This is a genomic window from Streptomyces sp. NPDC079141, from assembly GCF_040686775.1.
In the GTDB taxonomy this organism is placed as follows: domain Bacteria; phylum Actinomycetota; class Actinomycetes; order Streptomycetales; family Streptomycetaceae; genus Streptomyces.
Window position 1 is genome coordinate 245126 of record NZ_JBFBLP010000006.1, and the last position, 23387, is coordinate 268512.

A 23387-nucleotide genomic window follows, 5' to 3' on the forward strand; every position below is an offset into this window, starting at 1 on the left:
AGTAAGTCTGCAACAGGGGCGCCCGGTTCTGCGCCGGGCGCCCCTGTCCGTACTTCGTCCGCGGGCACGTGGGGGCTGATCGCGCAGTTCCCCGCGCCCCTATCGGGGCGCCACCGTCCGCGCATGACCTGCGGGTCCGTCGTGGTTGCTCGCGCAGTTCCCCGCGCCCCTAACGGGGCGCTCAGCCTGCGGGCATGCGTGCCGCCCGGGTCGGCGCCCACCCGAGCAGGCGGTGGCGATGTAGCCGCTCATCCTGCGGGCATGCGTGCCGCCTAGGGCGGCCCCGCTGCCAAAGAGAGGCGGCACCCCGTGAGCGCCGGGCTGCGCGACCCACCCCCGGCCAGCACAGACCCCGCCCAGCTAACCGAGACCCTCCGCAACCCCCCGCAACGCCTCCCAGGCTCGCCGCACCGCCGGTGCGTCCTCCGCGCCTCTGCGGACGGCTGCCACCACGTGGCGGACCGGGCGGTCGGCGCCCAGTTCGCGCATCAGCACTCCGTCCCGCGGCACGGCCGCCATCCGCGGCACGAGGGCAACGCCCATCCCGGCCTCGACCATGGCGAGGATCGCGGTCCAGCCGGAAGCCGAGTGTCCCTGGACGGGGCTGAAGCCGGCCGCCTCGCACGCGGTGCGGGTGATGTCGGCCCACGGCCCGCTCCCCCCGAAGATCCACGGATCGCCCGCCAGGTCAGCCAGCCGCACCGACTCCGCGGACGCCAGCGCATGCCCGCGGGGCAGGGCCACGTCCAGCGGGTCCGTCAGCAGCGGCAGCCGGGTGAAACGTACGTCCGTCGCCGTCGGCGCATGGGCGGCGAGGGAGAGGGCGAGGTCGACCTCTCCGGCGGCCAACAACTCGTACGCCTCGGCCGCCTCCGTCTCACGGACCCGCACCGACACCCCGGGATGCGCCCGCCGCAGCACCCGCACGGCCGGTACGACGAGCGCCGGTACCGCCGTGGAGAAGGCCCCGACCCGCACCTCGCCGACCTCACCCTGCGTATACGCCGCCAACTCCGCGTCCGCCCGCTCCAGTTGCTCGAAGACGGCCTCGGCATGCCGCAGGACCAGCCGGGCGGCGTCGGTCAGCCGTACCCGCCGCCCATGGGCCTCCAGCAGCGGCACGCCGAGCTGCCTGGCGAGGTTGGTCAGCTGCTGGGAGACGGCCGACGGAGTCATCCGCAGCGCCTCGGCCGTCGCGGTCACCGTCCCCTCCTCCCGCAGCGTCCGCAGGATCTGCAGCTTCCGGATGTCCCACTCGGCCATGGCGGCAACCTACGTCACCGGCGCGCGCCGCCCGCGCCCAGCACGACCCCGCCGAGGATCAGCGCCATGCACAGGGCCTGGGACGGGCCGGTCGCCTCGCCGAGGAGCGCCCAGGACAGCAGTGCCACGCACACCGGCTGGAGGTAGTAGACGACGCCCGCACGGGCCGGGCCGATCAGCGCGATCGCCTTGTTCCAGGCGAAGAAGGCGACGGCGGAGGAGGCGATGCCGACGTAGAGGAGGGGCAGGACGGTGCCGGGCGTCGGTGTGAAGCCGCCCTGGAGGGCGAGGCTCGCCCCCTGCGCGGGCAGCAGCAGCACGGTGCCCAGCAGGAAGGTGGTGAACAGGAAGGCCGTTCCGCCCAGTTCGGCGGGACGCCGGCGCAGGAGGGCGCTGTAGCCGCCGAAGCTGACGGCCGCGGCGATCATCCACAGATCGCCCACGGCGAAGGCGCCCCCGCCCCGGACCAGCAGCAGCACCCCCGCACAGGCGACCAGCAGCCCGGCGACCCGGCGTGCCCCGAGCCGTACGCCGCTCATCCGCTCGAACACCGCCATCAGCACCGGCGACGCGGCCATGATCATGCCCATGTTGGCGGCGGGCGTGGTCAGTCCGGCCTGGTTGACCAGGGTGTTGTAGACGGAGACGCCGAGGACGGAGGCGAGCAGCACGTATCCGAGGTGGCGCCGGATCAGCACCCGCTGCCGCCAGGCTCCGCGGGCGCCGAACGGGGCCACCACGGCGAGGGCCACGACCCAGCGCCAGAAGGCGTGCTGGACCGGCGGCACGCTGTCGTGCAGCGCGCGGGAGGTGACGAAGCTGCCGGACCAGACGAGCGTGGCGAGGGCGGCGAGCGCGAGCCCGAGGACGGGGGCTGCCGTCCTCGGGCTCAGGGCGCGGAAGGTCGTACGGGAGGGTCGGTGGGCGGTGGCGACGGCCACTTAGGTCCTTTCGCTGGGCGGGGATCTCGGTGGATCTACCGTCGCAGCGCCCGACCTGTCACGTCCATCGAATCTTTTCGAGCTTTCCCTTCAGGGAAACTGAACGATTTGCGGGCGGTGTCCTTCGGTACGGCGATCTGCCCGGCGACCGTCGCCCCGAACGCCAGCGCCATGCCCGTCAGCTGCACCGGCGTCAGTGCCTGGCCGAGGGCCGCCCAGCCGACCACAGCGGCGGTCAGCGGGGAGAGCGGGCCGAGGAAGGTGACCTGCGTGGCGGTGAGCCGGCCGATGCCGCGGAACCAGAGCCAGTACGCCACCGCCGTGTTCGCCAGCGCGAGGTAGGCGTAGCCGCCGAGGGCCCGGCCGTCCAGCGCGGGCGGCGCCCCCTCGACCAGCAGGGCGACCGGCGCGATGAGCAGCCCGCCGGCGGTCAGCTGCCAGCCGGTCAGCGCCAGCGGACCGACCCCGTCGGGGCGGCCCCACTTCTTCGTCAGCACGGTGCCGGTGGACATCGAGACGGTGGAGGCGAGCGCCGCGAGCGCGCCGAGTGCGTCCAGCGCGCCTGCCGCCTTCAGCACGACCAGACTGACCCCGAACGCGGCCACGACCCCGGTCAGCACGGCGCGCAGCGTCGGCCGCTGCCCCAGCAGCACCGCCGACAGACCGACCACGAGCAGCGGCCCGACCGAGCCGACGACCGCCGCCATACCGCCGGGCAGCCGGTACGCGGCCAGGAACAGCAGCGGGAAGAAGGCGCCGATGTTCAGCGCGCCGAGCACCGCCGCCTTCCACCACCAGGCGCCGCGCGGCAGCACCCGGGCGAACGCCAGAAGCAGCAGCCCGGCGGGCAGCGCCCGCATCAGGCCGGTGAACAGGGGGCGGTCCGGCGGCAGGAACTCGGTGGTGACGACGTAGGTGGTGCCCCAGGAGACGGGGGCGAGCGCGGTGAGGGCTATGAGCGCGAGGCGACTGGTGGCCATGGGACGCACCCTTCAAGTAGGTCGATGGAAAGTAGCTTACTCCTAAGCTACTTTTCCGCAAGCCTCTTTCCAGTGATCCACTTTCCCGCGAGCCACTTTCTTGCGGCCGACCGTTCCAGGTCCGATACTCGGCGCATGAATGCACGCCCGGAGCGGCGCAGGGACGCCGTCGACGCGATCATCGACCAGTGGGCGGACGTACGGCCCGACCTCGACACGGCCGCGATGGAGGTCTTCGGGCGGATCAACCGCCTGTCGCGCACGATGGGCGACCGCCAGGAGAAGGCCTACGGCCGCTTCGGCATCTCCCGCGGCGAGTTCGACGTCCTGGCGACACTTCGGCGCTCCGGGGAGCCGTACACGCTGTCGCCGCGGCAGCTTTCGGCGACGCTCATGCTCACGACGGGGGGCATGACCGGACGCCTGGACAAGCTGGAGCGGGCCGGCCTGCTGCGGAGGTCCCCCGACCCTCATGACCGGCGTGGACTTCAGGTGACCCTGACGGAGGACGGTCTGCGGCTCGTGGACGAGGCGGTCGGCGCGGGGCTCGCCCTCCAGGCGGAGGCACTGTCGTCGCTGAACGCCGAACAGGTCGGCCAACTGGCCGACCTGTTGAGGGAGTTGCTTGAGGGGACACTGCGCGAGTAGGCGCTACGGCCCCGCGCCCCCGAAGAGCCGCTTTCAGCTGGCCAGGGTCATGCGCTCGCCCAAGTGCCTGGCCACGGCCTCCTCGATCTGCGCGGGAGTCGCCGCGTCCGCCGCCCAGGCCACGTAGCCGTCGGGGCGGACCAGCACCGTCGTGCGGGTGTCGTGGCCGCGGCCGGTGCGGCGTTCCACGGTCAGCCGGTCCTCAAGCCCGGTCTTGCCCTCGCACTCGGCCGGGGTGATCAGCACGAACCGGCCGCCGCGCAGGGCCTCGTAGAGGCGGCCGCCCTCCAGGGCCACGTCGGCGACCCGGGAGCCGGTCAGCCGATGGGCGCCCTCCGGTGCGCGGTACTTGACGCCGATGCCGGTGACCTGGAGGGCCAGCTTGCGGCGGACCGGGGCGAGGGCGTTGACGGCGCTGGTGAGCGCCGAGCGCATCGCCAGTGTCCAGGGGTACTTGACCATGGCGAGACGGACGATGGCGCCGCTGCTGCGCATGGCGTCGGTGCCGACCGGGTGCCGCTCGGCCTGGTAGGTGTCGAGCAGGGTGTCGTCCGCGTGGCCCTGGAGCACGGCCGTGAGCTTCCAGCTCAGGTTGGCCGCGTCCTGCATGCCGATGTTCATGCCCTGGCCGCCGGCCGGGGTGTGCACGTGCGCGGCGTCGCCCGCCAGGAAGACGCGGCCCACGCGGTAGGCGGGCGCCTGGCGTTCGTCACTGTGGAACCGGGACAGCCAGCGGGCGTCGTGCATCCCGAAGTCGTGGCCGGCGGCGAGCCGGGTGGCCTCCCTGACCTCCTCCAGACCGAGCGGCTCGCTCTCGGGGATGTTGTGCCCGCGCTGCCAGGCGACCACACGGTGGTAGCCGTCGCCGAAGGCCGCGAAGAACGCGAAGGCGTCACCGGTGGCGTGCACGGAGAGCAGGTCCTCGGGCGGCTCGGCCAGCCGGACGTCGGCGAGGAGGACGGAGCGGATCACCGACCGGCCGGGGAAGGGCAGGCCGACCGCGCCGCGCACGGTGCTGTGCATCCCGTCGGCGCCGACGACGTACGCCGCCCGCAGCGCCTCGGCCGGCCCGTCGGGCCCGCGCACCTCGACCGTGACGCCGTCCGCGTCCTGGCTCACGCCGGTCACCTCGGTCTCGTACCGGAACCGGACGCCGGCCGCGACGGCGCGGCGCTCCAGGATCTTCTCCACCTCGTACTGCGGCAGGACGACGAGGTGGTTGTAGCGGGAGGGGAGGGTCTTGAGCTCGATGGTGAGCCGGGTGAAGAGGTTGAAGCGGTCCAGGCGAGTGCCGAGGGCCTCCACCTCCGTCACCAGGTCGCGGGCGTCGAGGAGTTCGAGGGTGCGGGCGTGCACGACGAAGGCGCGGGAGAGGTTGCTGATCCTGCGGCCGCGCTTCTCGACGAGGGTGACGGGGATACCGGCGGCGGCGAGGTCGCCGGCCAGCAGCAGGCCGGTGGGGCCGCAGCCGACGACGATCACGGAGCTGGTGGTGGCGTTCATGGTGGCCTCCTGTTGCCAACGCTTGTTGGTCCGCACCTGTTTCCCCGTCTGTGTGCCCGTGTCGTTGGCACACAGGCGTTGGCCGACAGCCATTGCCAACACTTGTTGGCCAACGCTCGTTGACGACGATAGGACGCTCGTCACAGATAGTCAACACTTGTTGGCCCACAAGTGTTGGCCTACGCTTGTTGGCATGGGAAAGATTGAGCCAGAGGGACGTACCGCCACAGAATCCGCGAACGGCGCGCGCCGCCGTTCCCGCTCCGACGCCACCCGTACCGCGATCCTCGCCGCGGCCCGCGAGCGCTTCGCCGCCGACGGCTACGAGCGCGCCACCATCCGCGCCATCGCCAAGGACGCCGCGATCGATCCGTCGATGGTGATGCGCTACTACGGCAACAAGGAGGGCCTGTTCGCGGCCGCCGTCTCGGTCGACCTGAAACTGCCGGACCTGAGCGCCATGCCCCGTGCGCAGGTCGGCGCCGCGCTGGTGGAGCACTTCCTGCATCTGTGGGAGGAGAACGAGGTCCTCACGGCCATGCTCCGGGTCGGCGTGACCAACCAGGCCGGGGCCGAGCGCATGCAGGAGATCTTCCGGGAGCAGCTGCTGCCCGTGGCCCGCGAGGTCTGCCCGGACGCGGAACAGGCCCCGGTGCGGGCGGCCCTCACCGCGACGCAGCTCCTCGGGCTGGCGCTCACCCGGTATGTGCTGCGACTGCCGCCGGCCGTGGCGCTCAGCGGCGAGGAGGTGGTGGCGTGGATGGCGCCGACGGTGCAGCGGTATCTGACGGCGCCGGTCGCGTAGGGGGTACGTACGCCGAGGGCGCCGTCCCCGGCGTCGTACGAACGTCGGGGGCGGCGCCCTCGGGAAGTGCGGGTGGGACCGGCGGGGTCAGGCCTTCGCCGTGGCCTTCTCCGTGGCCTTGGCCTTCGGCTTGGACTTGCCCGTGGTCACGCGGTGGTCGGGGTTCGACCGGTCCAGGACCATCACGAGGCCCGCGATGACCGCGAACAGGGCCAGCGGGGCCACGACGAACAGACCCAGCGTCTCGATGACGCTCAGGCCCGAGCCGGGGTCGTCACCGTCGTCGCGGGTCAGCGCGAGCGCGGGGGACGACATGAGCAGCATCATCAGCGTCGTACCGGCAGCCAGGGCGCCGGCGCGCAGGGCGTTCTTCTTGTCCACGGTGCCAAAAGTATCGAACGCCGGTTGAGGGCGCGCGTCCGGGGGTGCATATGGCTGCCGCCGGGCCGCGGGTGACCACCCGCCGCGGGCCCAGAGGTGGTGATGACCCACAGGCCGGTGGGGGCTGATCGCGCAGTTCCCCGCGCCCCTGAGGGGGGCGTATATCCAGCCCGTCCGGCGTTTGAGGACGAGGCCCGTTCAGGGCCGAAGCGGGGGTCTGGGGGCGCAGCCCCCAGGGGACGGGAATGGGTAGGGGCGGCGGGGGCGATCAACCCGTCCGCAACACCTCCACCAGCGCATGCAGCCGAGGCGACGACGCCAGTTCCTCCAGCGTCACCGGGCGGCCGTCCGCGTCCGCGACGGGAAGGCGCCAGTTCGGATACTGGTCCCACGTACCGGGCAGGTTCTGCGGCCGCCGGTCACCCACCGCGTCCGGCAGCCAGATGCCGAGCATGCGAGCCGGCGTGCGCAGCAGAAAACGGTGGACGGCCTGGATCTCCGCCTCCTCCTGCGACGTACCGTGCCCACCCCCCGTACCGTGCAACAACCCCAGCCGCGTCAGCACGGCCAGCCACTCCCCCGTATCGGCCGCCGCCTCCGCCCGCTCCTCCTCCAGCGACCGCGTCAGCAGCCCCAGACTGTGCCGCAGCTCGACGTGCTCACCGGTGAGCCGGGCCGCCGTGGAGGGCAGATCGTGCGTCGTGGCCGTGGCCAGACAGTCCGCGCGCCAACGGTCCGGCGGCAACGGCCGCCCGTCCCCCTCCCAGTCCCGCTCGAACCACAGCACCGACGTCCCCAGCACCCCCCGCGCCCGCAGCGCCTCGCGCACACCCGGCTCGACGGTCCCCAGGTCCTCGCCGATCACCAGCGCCCCGGCCCGCGTGGCCTCCAGCACGAGGATCGCGAGCATGGCCTCGGCGTCGTAGCGGACGTAGGCGCCCTCCGTGGGCGGATGCCCCTGCGGGACCCACCACAGCCGGAACAGGCCCATGACATGGTCGATGCGCAGCGCACCGGCGTACCGGAACAGCGCCTTCAGCAGCCGCCGGTACGGCGTGTACCCGGACTCCGCGAGGCGGTCCGGGCGCCAGGGCGGCAGACCCCAGTCCTGGCCGCGCGCGTTGAACGCGTCCGGCGGCGCCCCCACCGACATCCCCCCGGCGAAGTGGTCCTGCTGGGCCCAGGCGTCGGCGCCCTGCGGATGCACCCCGACCGCGAGATCGTGCACGATCCCGACCGGCATCCCGGCCTCGCGCGCGGTGCGCTGGGCCGCCGTGAGCTGGGCGTCGGTCAGCCAGGCGAGCAGCGAGTGGAAGTCGACGCGGTCCATCAACTCGCCGCGGGCCCGCGCCGTTTCGGCCGAGCGCGGATCGCGCAGCCCCTCCGGCCAGCTCTGCCAGTCGGAGCCGTGCACCTCGGCGAGCGCGTACCAGGTGGCGTGGTCCTCCAGCGCCTGGCCCTCCTCGGCGAGGAAGTCGGCGTAGGCCGCGCGCCGTCCCGGCCCGAGCGGGACCTCGCGGACCAGTTCCAGCGCCTCGCGCTTGAGCTCCCACACGGCGTCGCGGTCGATCAACGCGCCCTTGCCGAGGACGGATTCGCGCAGGCCGTCGGCGCGTTCCAGCAGCGCCCGCACCCGCTCGCGGTCCTCGACGCGGGCGTACTCCGGGATGTCCTCGACGCGCAGGTGCACCGGGTCGGGGAAGCGGCGCGAGGAGGGGCGGTAGGGGGAGGGGTCGGTGGGCGCGCCGGGTACGGCCGCGTGCAGCGGGTTGACCTGGACGAAGCCGGCGCCGAGCGTCCGCCCGGCCCAGCCGGCGAGTTCGGCGAGGTCACCGAGGTCTCCCATGCCCCAGGAGCGGCGGGAGAGCAGTGAGTAGAGCTGGACGAGGAGTCCGTAGGAGCGCCCGGCGGGGGTGGGCAGCCGGGCCGGGGCGACGACGAGGTGGGCGGTCGCGGTGCGGCCGTCGGGTGCGGTGGCCGTCAACCGGTGGACGCCGGTGGGGAGTCGCTCGGCGGAGGCGCGGGTCTCGCCCTGCTCGGTCTCGACGCGCAGCCGGGTGCCGGGCGGCAGGGCGGTGAGCGCGGGCGCCCGCGACCCGCTCCAGCTGACCACCGTGGGCGGCAGCAGCCGTTCGCGCAGCTCGCGTTCGCGGGCGGCGAGCGCGCGGCGGGCGGCCTCGGGGCTGCTCGCGTCGACGTCGAGGGCGGCCAGGGCGAGGGTGAGCGCGGTGGCCGAGGCCGGGACCGTGCGGTCCGGGGAGGGCCGGTAGGAGGTGGCGACGCCGTGCAGTTCGGCGAGCCGGGACAGATCCTCGGAGGGGGTGTCCCCGGACGGGCTTTCGGCCGACCTCTGTGCTGCCATCTAGGGCCTCGCGGGGTCCGGGTCGACGGGGAAGGCCTCGCTGGTCAGCGGCGGGGCGTCGGCGAGCGGCGGCTCGCTGGTCAGGGGCTCGGCGTCGGGCAGGGGCGGTTCGCTGGTCAGCGGGGTCTCGGCGCAGGCGCTCTCCGCGCTGAAGACGCACAGGTGCGGTTCGGGCTCGGTGAGCGCCTCGGGTTTGGACAGGGCGGAGAGCAGAAGGTGTGCCGATGCGGCCACGGGGGCCTCCTTGTCGAGTACGGCGACCTACGGCCTGTCCTGCGGATCGCGCCGGCCAGGCCCTTGCGGGTTACCGCAGCCCTACCCAGCGGGCGCGGCGACAGACCCCCAAGGGGGAACAACGTGCCTGTCGTCACATTCTGCTCCGCCGCGCCACCTCCAGACTGGGGCAAACCATCCGCAACGGCCACTCTCGTCACCACCTTCACCATGCCAGTCGTGGGCTCGACTCCCGGTCGAGGAGTGGGAGGGCCCCGTGCCGTGAACCGGTCGCCCGGGGCCCGTCGATAGACGGGGTGTGAGACTGTTCCGCCCCGTGGGGGGCCATCGGGAGAAGGACGGGGCGGATGCGGCGGACGCGGCGCTTCTGCGTGCCGTCGCGGCCGGGGACTCGGCGGCCATGGCCACGCTGTACGACCGGCACGCGGGCTGGCTGCACGCCCGGCTGACCCGGCGCTGCGCGGACCCCGAGGTCGTGCGCGAGGTGCTCCAGGACACCTTCGTGACCGTGTGGCGGTCCGCCGGCGGGCACCGCGGCGAGGAGGCGGGCGGCTGGCTGTGGACCATCGCCGCACGCCGTCTGGTCGATGCGCGGCGGGTGCACGAGCGGGCGGCGCGGCTGGAGACGACGCCCATGGACGAGCCGCGCTCCGGCTGCGACCCCACGGCGTCCGCGCCGTCCGCGGAGGACCGGGTATTGGCGGGGCTGGAGTACGGCGACGTAGGCACCGCCCTCGACCGCATCTCGCCCGAGCTGCGCGAGGTGCTCCGCGCCACGGTCGTCGACGGGCTCAGCACCCGTGAGGCGGCCCGGCTGCTCGGCATCCCCGAGGGCACCGTCAAGTCCCGCGCCATGCGCGCCCGCGCCGAACTGCGCGCCGCCCTCGCCCAGTTGACCCCGTCCCCGATGGGAGGCCCGGCATGACCGACTGGCACGCGACGGACGACCAGGTCCGCTCCTACACCGCCGGCACCCTCCCGGAGCCGGACGCCTGGTCCCTGGAAAGGCACCTGGAGTCCTGCACCCCCTGCGCAACCCGCGTCTCCCACACGGTCGCCGCGACAGCGACAGGAACCGTGCTGGCCGAGGTACGGGAGGCGGTACTACGGGCGGCCCCGACGGAACTGACACAGACGGCCGGCGCAGGGGCGACCGAGCCGGGTCACGCTGCCCGCGCACGGGCAACCGTGCTCGCCCACGCCCGTACCTGGGCCGCCCGGAACCTCGTGCCGCCCGTTGCCGGGTCGCTGTGGGCTCGGGTGCTGTGGGCGGCTGGGCCCGCCGTGCGTGGGGCCTGGGTGCCGGCGGTGCTGCTGGTGGCGTTCGGTGCCGTGGCGCTCGCCTACGGGGCGGACTTCGCGGGTGCGCGGCCGTTGCTGCTGGCCGTCGCCCCCGTCGTACCGATCGTCGGGGTCGCCCTGTCCTACGGCGCCCATGCCGACCCGCTGCACGAGATCGCCGCCGCCACGCCGTCCGCCGGACTGCGGCTCGTGCTGACGCGGACGGTGGCCGTGCTGGCCGTGAGCCTGCCGCTGCTGACCCTCGCGGGGCTGGCGCTGCCGTCCTCCGATGCCCCGAACTCGGCGGCCTGGCTGCTGCCCGGGCTCGCGCTGACGCTGGCCTCGCTGGCCCTGGCCGGCTGGCTCGGCTTCCGCACCGCCACCGCGGTGACCGGCGGCAGCTGGCTGTGCGCCGTACTCGCCCCGGCGCTCGCCGCCCCCGGCGGCCGGATCACCGCGCATCTGACGGACCAGGTCTCCGCCTACGTCGGCGGCGCCCCCGCGCAGGGCGGCTGGGCGGCGGCAGCCGCCCTGTGCGCCGCACTGCTGGCGGCCCGCCACTCCGCCTACGACCGCCTCGACCGGCACTGAGGCCTCGCACAACCACGCCACCGTCTCCACCCACAACCGCCTCGACCGGCACCGAGGCCTCGCACAACCACGCTTACTCCCCTTCCAGGAGCCCTCTTGACCACCATTCATGTGTCCGGCCTGCACGTCCGGCACCGCAAGACCCTCGCGCTCGACGCGCTGGACCTCGACTTCGGTCCGGGTGTGCACGGTCTGCTCGGGCCGAACGGCGCCGGCAGGACCAGCCTGATCCGGGTTCTCGCCACCGTCGCCGCCCCGACCTCCGGCCGGGTGGAGATGCTCGGCGAGGACGTCGGCGACCCCCGGGGGCGCGGCGCGGTCCGGCGCCGGCTGGGCTATCTGCCGCAGGAGTTCGGCTACTACCCGGGCTTCACCGTGCGCGAGTTCGTCGCGTACATGGCGTGGCTGAAGGAGATGCCCGCCGCCGACACCCCGGCCGCCGTCGAGCGCGCCGTCGCCCGTGTCGGCCTCGCCGACCGCATCGACGCGAAGGTGCGGACGCTGTCCGGCGGCATGGTCCGCCGCGTCGGCATCGCCCAGGCCGTCGTCAACGACCCGAAGGTGCTGCTGCTGGACGAGCCGACCGCCGGTCTCGACCCGGAGCAGCGGGTCGAGTTCCGTGAGCTGCTGCGCGAGCTCGGCGCCTCGGCCACCGTCATCGTCTCCACCCACCTGGTGGAGGACGTGGCCGCGGCCTGCACCGAGGTCACGCTCCTCGCCGCGGGCCGGGTCGCCTACCGCGGCACCCCCGCATCGCTGACCGCGCTCGGCGAGACGACCGGCGGCATCGGCGACAACCCCATCGAACGCGGCTACACGGCGGCCCTGCGCGCCCACCGCGAGTCCCCCGCCGTACTGGAGGCGACGGCCCGATGACCCTCGTCAGCACGGAAAACACCACCGAAGACACCGCCCGGACAGAAGCCGCCCCCCACCCCCTCCGCGCCGAATTCCTCCGCGGCTTCGCCCCCTGGGCGAGCGGCGCGGTCCTACTGACGCTCGCCGTCGCGCTGGCCGTCCCGTCGGAGAGCTGGCAGGGCGGCTGGAAGGAGACCCGCGACCAGGTCCACACGGCGGCCCATCTGCTCGGCGTCCCGCTGGCGCTCGCCGCGGGCTGCTGGCAGGGCGGACGGGAGCGCCGGCGCCGTACCGAAGAGCTGATGGCGACGGCCGTACGCGGCTCGCTCGCCCGGTTCCTCGCCTCGGCCCTGCCGGTCGCGCTGTGGATGGCCGTCGGACACCTGGTCGCCGTCGCGTTCGCCCTGCTGGCCACCTGGTACCGCGCCACGGGCGACAGCCCGTACCCGCTCGTGCCGCTGGTGGACACGGTCGTCGTGGGCTGTGCCGCGCTCGCCGGGCACGTCGTGGGCCGGGTGCTGTCCTGGCGGCTGACGGCGCCGCTGCTGGCGGTGGCCGCCTACGTCACCCTCGGCGTCCTGTCCTACGGCCAGGCGGGCGCCCTCGGTCACCTCTCCCCCCTCGCCAACGACGCCGGCCACAAGGTGCCGGTGTGGTGGCAGCCCCTGGCGGCGGCCACCTGGATGGGCGGTCTCGCCGTGGCCGCGGTCCTCGTGCACGCCGCCCGCCGCCGCGCCACGGCCCTGCTGCCGCTGGCCGCCGCCCTCGCCGCGGGCGCGCTGCTCCTGCAGACCGGCGACGGGCTCACCCGTACCAACCCGGTCGCCCGCCACCAGGTCTGCGACACCTCCACCACCCCCCAGGTCTGCGTCAACGCCCGCCACGAGAAGCTCCTGCCGCAGATCACCCAGGCGCTGTCGGGACTCACGGGCCGCCTGGAGGGCGTACAGAACCTGCCGGTCCGCTTCGAGGACCGTCCCGGCCGGCCGCGCAAGGACGAGGTGGAGCTGCCGATGCTCACACCGCTCGGGTCGTCCGTCGTACGCGGCCGGCTCACCGACCCCGAGCAGTACGCCTGGGAGGCCGGGATGACGCTGATCGGCCGCGCTTGGTGCGACCGCACGGACCCCGTCGTCAGCAGAACGGACCAGGCCGTGGAGCACTACCTGGCGCCCAGCCCGGCCGAGGCGTACTTCGACGAGCGGTACGCCAGGGGCAGCAAGGCCGACCGCGCCGCGGTCAAGGACAGGCAGCAGGCCCGCGCCCGTCTCCTGGCGATGGACGACGACAAGCGCCGCGCCTGGCTGTCGGAGTACTTCGCGACGGCGGACAAGTGCGAGCCGAGCGAGGTGCCGGCCCTGTGACCCTCGCCGGCCCTCTCCTCTACGCCCGCTCCCGCGCCCTCCCGCTCACCGTCGCCGCCCTCGCCGCGACCACGGCCGTCGCCGTCTGGTCCGCACAGGGCCTGGACGCCTACCTGGACCCCGACCGACGGGTGCCGGTGGTGGCGCTGGCCCCGCTCTTCGCGTCCGCGGTGATCGGCTCCAGCCTGCACACCGCCTCCGACGAACTGGACCGCACGGCGGTACGCCCCTGGTGGCGCCGCCGCCTGCTGCACCTGCTGTGCCTCACCGCCCTGGCCACGGCCCTGCTGCCGCTCGCCGTCCTCGGACACGTCTCGTCCTTCGGCCCGCCCGCCATGATCCGCAACGTCCTCGGCTGCACCGGCCTGACAGCCGCCACGGCGGCACTCCTGGGCGCCCGCCTGAGCTGGCTCCCGGTATTCGGCTATGTCAGCGCCATCTACCTGGGCGTCTCGGGCCTGCGCGGCGGCACAGTCCCGATCTGGGCATGGCTACTACAGCCAACGGCGGAGCGGGGGGCGTGGGCAGTGGCAGCAGTCCTTTTCGTACTGGGCAGCACCCTGTACGTCACAAGAGGGGCCAGACCAACCCCCTAAGGGGCGCGGGGAACTGCGCGACCGGCCCCCACCGGCCCGCAGCCGAACAACACAAAGGCCCGGATCGTCGTCAGGCAGAAATGCCGTCGATCCGGGCCAACGCATCATCCGCGCCGTACGGCTGCAAGTACGGCAGCCAGCGCGGATCCCTATGCCCGGTGCCAATAATGCGCCAGGCAAGTCCAGACGGCGGAGCCGGTTTGTGCCGCAGCCGCCAGCCGATCTCGAACAGATGACGGTCGGCCTTCACGTGGTTGCAGCGGCGGCAGGACGCCACCACGTTGTCCCAGACGTGTTTGCCCCCGCGGCTGCGCGGGATGACGTGGTCGACGCTGGTTGCGACGCCACCGCAGTACATGCACCGGCCCCCGTCCCGCGCGAAGAGCGCACGACGGGTAAGAGGAACGGGCCCCCGATAGGGAACCCGGACGAATCGCTTGAGCCGGACCACGCTGGGTGCGGGGACTGTGACGGTTGCGCTGTGCATGAAGGCGCCGGACTCCTCAAGGCAGACTGCCTTGTTTTCGAGGACGAGGACGAGCGCGCGGCGGAGCGGTACGACGCCGAGTGGCTCGTACGACGCGTTGAGGACCAGGACATGCGGCACGGATGCCTCCTTGGGCGTCGGCGGCGCGTGGCTCGCGCCGGGACGATCTGTAGTCAGTCTCTCCTCATGCCTGGTGGAAGCGCCACCATGTCCAGGTAACGGGCTGGGAGTGTTTTCGACCACACCCTTCTTCATCCCCAGGTGAGCACCGTCTCTCCCTCGAACATTGCAACGATCCACACACGATGCACCGTTAGTGTGGTGGGTCTGCCCCCTCGGTGACCTTTCCGTGACCTTGTCGACGTAGACGAACCCTGACCGCCGTACCGGGAGGCAGAAGCCGCACCTGGAGGTACCCGCAGTGTCCTTGTCCGCCGCCCTACTGGCCGCCGGTTCCACGCCGTCCCCGTCGCCCTCGCAGACGACCCCGGCGGTTCCGTCGCTCCAGGACGCCCAGGAGAGCGCGACCAACGCCGCCAGCTGGGTCGAGGAGAACTGGTCGACCTGGCTCGCGATCGGCCTGCGGGTCCTGCTGATCCTGGTGATAGCGGCCGTGCTGCGCGTGGTGGTGCGGCGGGCGATCACCAAGCTCATAGACCGGATGAACCGCACGGCCCAGGCGGTCGACGGCACGGCGATCGGCGGTCTGCTGGTCAATGTGGAGCGCCGGCGCCAGCGCTCGCAGGCGATCGGTTCGGTGCTGCGCTCGGTGGCCAGCTTCCTGATCCTGGGCACCGCGGGCCTGATGATCCTGGGCACGTTCGAGATCAACCTCGCGCCGCTGCTGGCCTCGGCCGGTGTCGCCGGTGTCGCGATCGGTTTCGGCGCCCGCAACCTCGTCACGGACTTCCTCTCCGGCGTCTTCATGATCCTTGAGGACCAGTACGGCGTCGGCGACTCGATCGACGCCGGGGTCGCCTCGGGCGAGGTGATCGAGGTGGGCCTGCGCGTGACCAAGCTGCGCGGCGACAACGGCGAGATCTGGTACGTCCGCAACGGCGAGGTCAAGCGCATCGGCAACCTCTCCCAGGGCTGGTCGACGGCCGGGGTCGACGTGACCGTCCGGCCGTCCGAGGACCTGGACCGGGTGAAGAGCGTCATCGCCGGGGTCGGCGAGCGGATGAGCAAGGAAGAGCCCTGGAACGAGCTGCTGTGGGGCCCGATCGAGATCCTCGGCCTGGACAGCGTCCTGCTGGACTCCATGGTGGTGCGGGTCTCGGCGAAGACCATGCCGGGCAAGTCGCTGACCGTGGAGCGCGAGCTGCGCTGGCGGATCAAGCGGGCCTTCGACGCGGCGGACATCCAGATCGTGGGCGGCCCGGCGCTGCCGGTGGAGGACGCGGCCGCGGCGGACCCGACGGCCGGCATGGCCGCCCCGTCGGCCTACGCCAACACCTCCTCACCGCAGGCCCAGGCGGCTACGCCGCTTACGCCGCCGAGCGTGACGAAGTAGGGCAGGTATCGAAAGAACGGTTCAGCACACTCGTTCGAGTGAAAGGGTGTCGGAACGATCGGCCGGCACCCCCATCATGATCGACCGTCACCGTATGGAACCCCAACCCACCGGCTCGCCGTTCGACCTGGAGCCGGTCCGCCTGCTGGCCGCCTACGAGGCCGTCTCGCCCATGCCCACACGCCCCGAGTACCTGGAGGGAAGGGCGTATCTGCCGATCTCGCCCCCGAACGACAGCCACAGCGCCGCCGTCACGACGGCCCTCTTCACCCTCCAGAGTTCAGGCGTCGCCCACATAGGCACCGGGAACGGGTTTCGCGCCGCTGACGCCACGGACAGCACGGCAGCTCTGGTGATCCCCGACTTGTACGTACTGCGCCGCGGACCGACACCCGCCGACAAGGCGGCGTTCGAGCGGCACCCGGGCTGGTACCCCATCGACATGATCGCCCTCGTCGGCGAGATCACCTCCATCAACCACGAAACAGACACCGGCCCCAAGTTCCGTACATACGCCGCCGCCGGAGTCCCCGTCTACGTCCTCATCGACCGCCACTCCAAGACGGCCCACTGCTACACCGACCCGATCCTCCCCGGCGACGACCCCACCGAGGCCTACTACGACACCGACACCAAGGTCGGCCTGGGCGAACCCCTCCCCCTCCCGACCCCCTACCCCACCCTGGACACGGCACCGTTCCTGGAAAGCTAGCGATCAGCGGAACCCGTGCCACACCCCCTCTTGACGCATCTCTCACCCACGCCTACGGTCCTCCCAACCAATAGGAAACTTTCCTAACAGATCACCGTGAGAAGCTGTCGCCCGAGAGGCAGGTGCAGACCCCATGGCAGGAACCGCTGGTACGCCGGGCACCCCGCGCGTCCTGCGCGCCATGAACGACCGCGCCGCCCTGGACCTCCTCCTGGAACACGGCCCCCTCTCCCGCACCCGGATCGGCAAGCTCACCGGCCTGTCCAAGCCCACCGCCTCCCAGCTGCTGGCCCGCCTGGAGGCCGTCGGCCTGGTCCGCGTCACGGGCACCACCGAGGGCGGCACCCCCGGCCCGAGCGCCCAGCTCTACGGAGTCAACCCGGCCGCCGGCCACGCCGCCGGGCTCGACGTCACCCCCCAGCGCGTCCTCGCCGCCGTCGCCGACATCACCGGCCGCACCGTCGGCCGCTTCGAACTCCCCACCCCGGGACGGCGACCCGCCCGGCCCGTCGTCCAGCAGGTCACCGACGCCCTCGACGGCGCCGTGAAGGCGGCCGGGCTCACCCGGGACGACGTCCGCCGGCTGGTCATCGGCACCCCCGGCGCCTTCGACCCGGGCACCGGCCGGCTGCGCTACGCCGCCCACCTCCCCGGCTGGCACTCCCCGAGCCTCCTCGACGAACTGGCCGCCGCGCTGCCGATGCCGGTGGAGTACGAGAACGACGTCAATCTCGTCGCCGTCGCCGAACAGCGGCTCGGGGCGGCCAAGGGCCACGACGACTTCGTACTGCTGTGGAACGAGGCCGGACTCGGCGCTGCCCTCGTCCTCGGCGGCCGGCTGCACCGCGGCTTCACCGGCGGTGCCGGCGAGGTCGGCTTCCTGCCGGTGCCGGGCGCGCCCCTCGTGCGCCAGGTGACCCGCGCCAACAGCGGCGGCTACCAGGAGCTGGCCGGCGCCCAGGTCATCCCGCGGCTCGCCCGGGAGCTGGGGATCGAGGACATCCCCGAGGGTCCGTACACCGAGGTCGCCGCCGCACTGCTGGCGCGGGCCGCGGACAGCGGCGCCGGACCGCAGAAGCAGCTCCTCACCACCTACGCGACCGGTCTGGCCACCGGTCTGGCCTCGCTCGTCTCCGTGCTCGACCCCGAACTCGTCGTCCTCAGCGGCAGCGCCCTCGCCGCCGGCGGCGAACGTCTGCTGGCCCTCGTCCAGGCCGAACTGGCCGAGCTGGCCGCGTCCCGTCCCCGCCTGGTCCTCGGCGATGTCGCCGAACACCCCGTACTGCGCGGCGCGTTGGAGAGCGCGCTCGCGACAACCCGCGACGAGGTCTTCGACACCTCGCGCTGAGCAACAGCAACAGCAACAGTCCCCGCTGCCCTTTCCCCTCCAGGGAGACTTCGTCATGCCCATATCCACCCGAAATGCGGCTTACCTCCTGTCGGCCGCCTCGCTCGCCCTCCTCGCCACCGCCTGCACCGGATCAACCGAATCCGGGGCGAACGACGACCCCGACGCGCAGACCACGATCACCTTCTGGCACGGCTGGAGCGCGCCCGCCGAGGTGAAGGCCGTCCAGGCGAACGTGGACCGGTTCGAGCAGGCGCACCCCAACATCAAGGTGAAGGTCGTCGGCAACATCAACGACGACAAGCTCAACCAGGCGCTGCGCGCGGGCGGTTCGAACGGACCCGACGTGGTGTCCTCGTTCACCACGTCCAACGTCGGCAAGTTCTGCTCCTCCGGAGCCTTCCTCGACCTGAAGCCGTTCATCGAGAAGTCGAAGCTCGACCTGGACGCGATGATCCCGAAGCCGATGCTCGACTACACCCAGTTCGAGGGCACGCGCTGCGCGCTCCCGCTGCTCGGCGACGCCTACGGCCTGTACTACAACAAGGACGCCTTCGAGGCGGCGGGCATCAAGGCCCCGCCGAAGACCTGGTCGGAGTTCGCCGAGGTCGCCAAGAAGCTGACGAAGTCCAAGGGCGACGGCTACGAGCAGCTGGGCTTCATGCCGACGTACCACGGCTACGAGACGGTCGTGGACCACTACATGTCCCAGTGGGACCACGCCTACTTCGACGCGGACGGCAAGTCGAACATCGCCAAGGACCCGGCGTTCGCGGAGATGTTCACGTACCAGAAGAAGCTCGTCGACGACCTCGGCGGGTTCGCGAAGCTGGAGAAGTACCGCAACACCTTCGGCGACGAGTGGGGCGCCGAACATCCCTTCCACACCGGCCAGGTGGCCATGCAGCTGGACGGCGAGTGGCGGCTCGGCATGGCCGAGGACGCGGGGCTCGACTTCGAGGTCGGCACGGCACCGCTGCCGGTGGCCGACGACGAGGCGGACGAGTACGGCAAGGGCTTCCTGTCCGGCACGATCATCGGCATCGCCCCGCAGAGCGAGAAGCAGAACGCCGCCTGGGAGCTGGTGAAGTACATGACGACCGACACCGAGGCCGTCGTCGCCTTCTCCAACGCCATCCACAACGTGCCCTCCACCTTCGAGGCCCTGAAGTCCCCCGACCTCAAGACCGACCCGGCGTTCAAGACCTTCCTGGACATCGCCCAGCACCCGGAGTCGACCACCGTCCCGGGCTCCGTCAACGGCTCCACCTACCAGCTGACGCTCCAGGACTTCGGCTACCAGTACGAGTCGGGCAAGGCGACGGACCTCAAGGCCGGCCTCGCGAAGACCGCCGCGCAGATCGACCGCGACATCGAGCAGGCGAAGTAGCCGCCCATGTCCACGCTCGCCGTACGGCGCCGCAGATCCGCCCTGCGGACGCTGGCCTTCCTCTCCCCCTGGCTGATCGGCTTCGGCGTCTTCTTCGCCTACCCACTGATCTCCACCGCCTACTTCTCCCTGATGAAGTACGACGGCTTCGGCACCCCCGAGTTCCGCGGCCTGGACAACTGGACCTACGTCTTCTCCGACTACCCCATGTTCTGGCCCGCGTTGGCCAACACGCTGTGGCTGGTGCTGGTCATGGTCACCTGCCGGGTCGTCTTCGGCCTCGGGGTCGGCCTGCTGATCACAAAGATCCGGACGGGCACGGGCGTCTTCCGCACCCTGTTCTACCTGCCCTACCTCGCCCCGCCCGTCGCCGCCACGCTGGCCTTCGTCTTCCTCCTCAACCCCGGTACGGGACCGGCCAATTCGGTGCTGGACGCGCTGGGGCTGCCGACGCCGGGCTGGTTCACGGACGCCACCTGGTCCAAGCCGGCGCTCACCGCACTGGCACTGTGGGGCGTGGGAGACCTCATGGTCATCCTCATGGCCGCGCTGCTCGACGTACCGAAGGAGCAGTACGAGGCCGCCGAACTGGACGGCGCATCGGCCTGGCAGCGATTCCGGTTCGTCACGCTGCCGAACATCTCGCCGATCGTGCTGTTCGCGGTGGTGACGGGCGTGATCCAGACCATGCAGTACTACACACAGCCGCTGGTGGCCGGGAAGGTCGCCTCCGGCATCATCGGTGGCTCCGGCCAGTCCTTCGAGCCGGGCTACCCCGACAAGTCGACCCTGACGCTCCCCCAACTCGTCTACAACCTCGGCTTCCAGCGCTTCGACTACGGCGCCGCCTGTGTGGTCGCGCTGGTGCTGTTCGCGCTCGCCATGGCGTTCACGGCGCTGCTGATGCGCCGCAGCGGGGGACTGCTCGGGGCAGGTGAGCGATGACCCAAGTACTCAACAGACCCGCGCAGTTGAGCACGGCGGGCCCGAATGCCCGCACCGCGCGCCGCCGCTCCCTGCTGGAGTGGATCGCGGTCCACTCCCTCGGCGTCGCCGCCGCGCTCTTCTTCACCCTCCCCTTCGTCTTCGTCGTGCTGACCTCGCTGATGAGCGACCAGCAGGCCCTCACCCGCGACCTCGTCCCCGACACCTGGCAGTGGGACAACTACCGCAAGGTCCTCGACACCCCGGGCTTCCTGACCTGGTGGCGCAACACCCTGCTCTACGCCGGTCTCGGCACCGTACTCACCGTGGTGTCCTCGGTCCCGGTGGCGTACGCCCTGGCCAAGTTCCGCTTCCGGGGCCGGAATCTGTCGCTGATGCTGGTCGTCGCGATGATGATGCTGCCGCCCCAGGTGGTCGTCATCCCGATGTACCTGTTCTGGGCGAAGCAGCTGGACCTGTCGGGCACGCTGTGGCCGCTGATCATTCCCATGGCCTTCGGTGACGCGTTCTCCATCTTCCTGCTGCGGCAGTTCCTGCTGACCATCCCGGACGAGTACCTGGACGCGGCACGGGTCGACGGCTGCGGGGAGTTCAGGACCCTGGTGAGGGTGGTCCTGCCGATGGCGAAGCCCGGCATCGCCGCCGTAGCCCTGTTCCAGTTCTTCTACGCCTGGAACGACTACTTCGGCCCGCAGATCTACGCCTCGGAGAACCCCGGCGCCTGGACCCTGTCCTACGGCCTGGAGTCCTTCAAGGGCGCGCACCACACCGACTGGAATCTGACCATGGCCGCGACCGTGCTGGTCATGGCCCCCGTGATCCTCGTGTTCTTCTTCGCGCAGAAGGCGTTCGTCGAGGGCGTCACCCTGACCGGAGTGAAGGGTTGAACCACCTGTGAAACTCACCGTGGTCGGCGGAGGATCGACCTACACCCCCGAACTCGTCGACGGGTTCGCCCGGCTGCGGGACACCCTGCCCGTGACGGAGCTGGTCCTCGTCGACCCGGCCGCCGAACGGCTGGAGCTGGTCGGCGGCCTGGCCCGGCGGATCCTCGCCCGGCAGGGACACCCCGGCCGGGTCGTCACGACGAGCGACCTGGACCGGGCCGTCGAGGGCGCCGACGCCGTCCTGCTCCAACTGCGCGTCGGCGGCCAGGCCGCCCGCAACGAAGACGAGACCTGGCCGCTGGAGTGCGGCTGCGTCGGCCAGGAGACGACCGGCGCGGGCGGCCTGGCCAAGGCGCTGCGCACGGTCCCGGTGGTCCTGGACATCGCCGAACGGGTCCGCCGCGCCAACCCGGACGCCTGGATCATCGACTTCACCAACCCGGTGGGGATCGTGACGCGGGCGCTGCTCCAGGCCGGCCACCGGGCGGTCGGGCTGTGCAACGTGGCGATCGGGCTGCAACGCAAGTTCGCGGGCCTGCTCGGGGTCGCCCCCACCGACGTACACCTCGATCACGTGGGCCTCAACCACCTCACCTGGGAGACCGGAGTGCGGCTCGGCGGCCCCGAGGGCGAGGACGCGCTGCCGGGGCTGCTGGCCGCGCACGGCGACACGATCGCGGACGACCTGCGCCTGCCGCGCACCCTGCTGGACCGGCTGGGCGTGGTCCCGTCGTACTACCTGCGCTACTACTACGCCCACGACGAGGTGGTGGCCGAGCTGCGCACCAAACCGTCGAGGGCAGCGCAAGTCGCCGAGATGGAACGTGAGTTGCTGGCGCTCTACGCCGACCCGACCCTCGACGAGAAGCCGGAGCTGCTGTCCCGCCGGGGCGGCGCCTACTACTCGGAGGCCGCGGTGGACCTGGCGGCGTCGCTGCTGGGCGGCGGAGGAAGCCCGTACCAGGTGGTGAACACCTACAACAGGGGCACGCTGCCGTTCCTCCCGGACGACGCGGTCGTGGAGGTACAGGCGGCGGTGGGCCCACAGGGCGCGACCCCGCTGCCGGTGCCGCCCGTGGACCCGCTGTACGCGGGCCTGATGGCGCATGTGACGGCGTACGAGGACCTGGCACTGGAGGCAGCGCTGCGAGGCGGCCGGGACAGGACCTTCCGCGCCCTCCTCGCGCACCCCCTGATCGGCCAGTACGAGTACGCGGAGACCCTCACCGACCAGCTCATCGCGCACAACCGGGAGCACCTCGCGTGGGCATGACCGGCACGGTTCTCGCCGTCGACGCGGGCAACAGCAAGACCGACGTGGCGGTGGTCACGGCCGACGGGGAGGTGCTCGGGACGGCCCGCGGGGGCGGCTTCCGGCCGCCCGCGGTGGGGGTGACGGCGGCCGTGGACGCGGTCGCGGAGGCGGTGGGGCGGGCGTTCGCCGAGGCCGGGGTCTCCTGCGTGGAGCACGTCTCGGCGTGCCTGGCGAACGCCGATCTCCCCGTGGAGGAGGAACAGTTGGCGGCCGCGCTGCACGCGCGCGCGTGGGGCACGACGGTCGACGTCCGCAACGACACCTTCGCCATCCTGCGGGCCGGCGTCGCCGAGCCCCGCGGCGTCGCCGTCGTCTGCGGGGCCGGCATCAACTGCGTCGGCATGCGCCCCGACGGCCGCACGGCCCGCTTCCCCGCGCTCGGCCGTATCTCCGGTGACTGGGGCGGCGGTTGGGGGCTGGCGGAGGAGGCCCTGTGGCACGCGGCCCGCGCGGACGACGGCCGCGGTGCCCCGACGACCCTGGCCCACACCCTCCCCGCCCATTTCGGCCTCCACTCCATGCCGGCCCTGATCGAGGCCCTCCACCTGGAACACATCACCCCCACCCGCCGCCACGAACTCACCCCGGTCCTGTTCACCACGGCGGCTTCGGGCGACCCGGTGGCCCGCTCCCTGGTGGCCCGCCTGGCGGAGGAGGTGGTCGCAATGGCAACGGTCGCCCTGACCCGCCTGGACCTCCTGTCGGAAGAAACCCCGGTCATCCTGGGCGGCAGCGTCCTGGCAGCCCGCCACCCCCAACTGGACGAAGCGGTACGGGACCTGTTGACGTCCCGCGCCCCCAAGGCCGTCCCCAGCGTGGTGACAGCACCTCCGGTACTGGGCGCGGTCCTGCTGGGGCTGGACGCGGTGGGGGCGGGGGCTGAGGCGGAGAGGAGGGTGCGGGCGCATTACGAGCGGTGACTCGTGGGCGGGGGACTTGTTCTCGCCCCCGCCGCCCTTACCCGTCCCATCCTCCAGGGGCTG

General features: G+C 72.2%; 23 protein-coding genes. 15 read left to right on the forward strand and 8 right to left on the reverse strand.

What is annotated here, in order from left to right; translation table 11 throughout:
• Window positions 1-360 precede the first annotated feature (360 nt).
• From AB0Q90_RS19625 to AB0Q90_RS19635, 3 genes are all read right to left on the reverse strand, one after another.
• Window positions 361-1263: a LysR family transcriptional regulator gene (locus AB0Q90_RS19625; RefSeq protein WP_363160274.1), complete on the reverse strand. Its 903-nt coding sequence runs from the start codon at window positions 1261-1263 to the stop codon at window positions 361-363.
• Between the two features lie 14 nt (window positions 1264-1277).
• Window positions 1278-2156, reverse strand: coding sequence for a DMT family transporter (locus AB0Q90_RS19630; RefSeq protein WP_363160368.1), 879 nt, complete (start codon window positions 2154-2156; stop codon window positions 1278-1280).
• Window positions 2157-2239: 83 nt separating this feature from the next.
• Window positions 2240-3184 (reverse strand): EamA family transporter, encoded by a 945-nt coding sequence (locus AB0Q90_RS19635; RefSeq protein WP_363160275.1) that lies wholly within the window; start codon window positions 3182-3184, stop codon window positions 2240-2242.
• Between the two features lie 135 nt (window positions 3185-3319).
• Between AB0Q90_RS19635 and AB0Q90_RS19640 the strand changes: the two genes are divergently transcribed.
• Window positions 3320-3832 (forward strand): MarR family transcriptional regulator, encoded by a 513-nt coding sequence (locus tag AB0Q90_RS19640; protein ID WP_363160276.1) that lies wholly within the window; start codon window positions 3320-3322, stop codon window positions 3830-3832.
• Window positions 3833-3865: 33 nt separating this feature from the next.
• On the opposite strand, the gene AB0Q90_RS19645 is transcribed toward AB0Q90_RS19640, so the two are convergent.
• Complete coding sequence (locus tag AB0Q90_RS19645) at window positions 3866-5335, reverse strand: FAD-dependent monooxygenase (RefSeq protein ID WP_363160277.1); 1470 nt, start codon at window positions 5333-5335, stop codon at window positions 3866-3868.
• Window positions 5336-5528: 193 nt separating this feature from the next.
• Between AB0Q90_RS19645 and AB0Q90_RS19650 the strand changes: the two genes are divergently transcribed.
• Window positions 5529-6140 (forward strand): TetR family transcriptional regulator, encoded by a 612-nt coding sequence (locus tag AB0Q90_RS19650; protein ID WP_363160278.1) that lies wholly within the window; start codon window positions 5529-5531, stop codon window positions 6138-6140.
• An 87-nt stretch (window positions 6141-6227) separates the two neighbouring features.
• On the opposite strand, the gene AB0Q90_RS19655 is transcribed toward AB0Q90_RS19650, so the two are convergent.
• From AB0Q90_RS19655 to AB0Q90_RS19665, 3 genes are all read right to left on the reverse strand, one after another.
• Window positions 6228-6521 (reverse strand): hypothetical protein, encoded by a 294-nt coding sequence (locus tag AB0Q90_RS19655; RefSeq protein ID WP_363160279.1) that lies wholly within the window; start codon window positions 6519-6521, stop codon window positions 6228-6230.
• Window positions 6522-6789: 268 nt separating this feature from the next.
• Entirely contained in the window at window positions 6790-8883 is a 2094-nt protein-coding gene (malQ, locus tag AB0Q90_RS19660; protein ID WP_363160280.1) for a 4-alpha-glucanotransferase, read from the reverse strand.
• A complete protein-coding gene (locus tag AB0Q90_RS19665) occupies window positions 8884-9117 on the reverse strand; it encodes a hypothetical protein (protein ID WP_363160281.1) in 234 nt (77 codons plus the stop codon).
• Window positions 9118-9415: 298 nt separating this feature from the next.
• On the opposite strand from AB0Q90_RS19665, the gene AB0Q90_RS19670 reads away from it, so the two are divergent.
• The 5 genes from AB0Q90_RS19670 to AB0Q90_RS19690 all read left to right on the forward strand — a co-directional run bounded on the left by AB0Q90_RS19670 (window position 9416) and on the right by AB0Q90_RS19690 (window position 13807).
• Window positions 9416-10042, forward strand: coding sequence for an RNA polymerase sigma factor (locus AB0Q90_RS19670; protein WP_363160282.1), 627 nt, complete (start codon window positions 9416-9418; stop codon window positions 10040-10042).
• A complete protein-coding gene (locus AB0Q90_RS19675; RefSeq protein WP_363160283.1) occupies window positions 10039-10989 on the forward strand; it encodes a zf-HC2 domain-containing protein in 951 nt (316 codons plus the stop codon). Before AB0Q90_RS19670 ends, AB0Q90_RS19675 begins: the two co-directional genes overlap by 4 nt.
• A gap of 96 nt (window positions 10990-11085) precedes the next feature.
• Entirely contained in the window at window positions 11086-11865 is a 780-nt protein-coding gene (locus AB0Q90_RS19680; protein ID WP_363160284.1) for an ABC transporter ATP-binding protein, read from the forward strand.
• Window positions 11862-13211, forward strand: a complete 1350-nt coding sequence (locus AB0Q90_RS19685) for a hypothetical protein (RefSeq protein WP_363160285.1) — start codon at window positions 11862-11864, stop codon at window positions 13209-13211. The genes AB0Q90_RS19680 and AB0Q90_RS19685 overlap by 4 nt, the downstream gene beginning before the upstream one ends.
• Window positions 13208-13807 carry a hypothetical protein gene (locus tag AB0Q90_RS19690; RefSeq protein ID WP_363160286.1) on the forward strand — a complete coding sequence of 200 codons (600 nt, stop codon included), beginning with the start codon at window positions 13208-13210 and terminating at the stop codon, window positions 13805-13807. The genes AB0Q90_RS19685 and AB0Q90_RS19690 overlap by 4 nt, the downstream gene beginning before the upstream one ends.
• A 70-nt stretch (window positions 13808-13877) precedes the next feature.
• Here AB0Q90_RS19690 and AB0Q90_RS19695 read toward each other — a convergent pair whose 3' ends face one another.
• Window positions 13878-14414 carry an HNH endonuclease gene (locus AB0Q90_RS19695; protein WP_015660341.1) on the reverse strand — a complete coding sequence of 179 codons (537 nt, stop codon included), beginning with the start codon at window positions 14412-14414 and terminating at the stop codon, window positions 13878-13880.
• A gap of 301 nt (window positions 14415-14715) precedes the next feature.
• Between AB0Q90_RS19695 and AB0Q90_RS19700 the strand changes: the two genes are divergently transcribed.
• From AB0Q90_RS19700 to AB0Q90_RS19735, 8 genes are all read left to right on the forward strand, one after another.
• Window positions 14716-15807 (forward strand): mechanosensitive ion channel family protein, encoded by a 1092-nt coding sequence (locus AB0Q90_RS19700; protein WP_363160287.1) that lies wholly within the window; start codon window positions 14716-14718, stop codon window positions 15805-15807.
• 94 nt (window positions 15808-15901) lie between these two features.
• Complete coding sequence (locus AB0Q90_RS19705; protein WP_363160288.1) at window positions 15902-16519, forward strand: Uma2 family endonuclease; 618 nt, start codon at window positions 15902-15904, stop codon at window positions 16517-16519.
• A 133-nt stretch (window positions 16520-16652) separates the two neighbouring features.
• On the forward strand, window positions 16653-17867 hold the full coding sequence (locus AB0Q90_RS19710) for an ROK family transcriptional regulator (RefSeq protein ID WP_363160289.1): 1215 nt from the start codon (window positions 16653-16655) through the stop codon (window positions 17865-17867).
• A gap of 55 nt (window positions 17868-17922) precedes the next feature.
• Window positions 17923-19257 (forward strand): ABC transporter substrate-binding protein, encoded by a 1335-nt coding sequence (locus AB0Q90_RS19715; protein ID WP_363160290.1) that lies wholly within the window; start codon window positions 17923-17925, stop codon window positions 19255-19257.
• Between the two features lie 6 nt (window positions 19258-19263).
• Window positions 19264-20202 (forward strand): sugar ABC transporter permease, encoded by a 939-nt coding sequence (locus AB0Q90_RS19720; protein ID WP_363160291.1) that lies wholly within the window; start codon window positions 19264-19266, stop codon window positions 20200-20202.
• Window positions 20199-21089: a carbohydrate ABC transporter permease gene (locus AB0Q90_RS19725; RefSeq protein WP_363160292.1), complete on the forward strand. Its 891-nt coding sequence runs from the start codon at window positions 20199-20201 to the stop codon at window positions 21087-21089. The genes AB0Q90_RS19720 and AB0Q90_RS19725 overlap by 4 nt, the downstream gene beginning before the upstream one ends.
• Window positions 21090-21096: 7 nt before the next feature.
• Window positions 21097-22362: a 6-phospho-beta-glucosidase gene (locus tag AB0Q90_RS19730; protein WP_363160293.1), complete on the forward strand. Its 1266-nt coding sequence runs from the start codon at window positions 21097-21099 to the stop codon at window positions 22360-22362.
• Window positions 22353-23324: a BadF/BadG/BcrA/BcrD ATPase family protein gene (locus tag AB0Q90_RS19735; RefSeq protein WP_363160294.1), complete on the forward strand. Its 972-nt coding sequence runs from the start codon at window positions 22353-22355 to the stop codon at window positions 23322-23324. The genes AB0Q90_RS19730 and AB0Q90_RS19735 overlap by 10 nt, the downstream gene beginning before the upstream one ends.
• Window positions 23325-23387 lie beyond the last annotated feature (63 nt).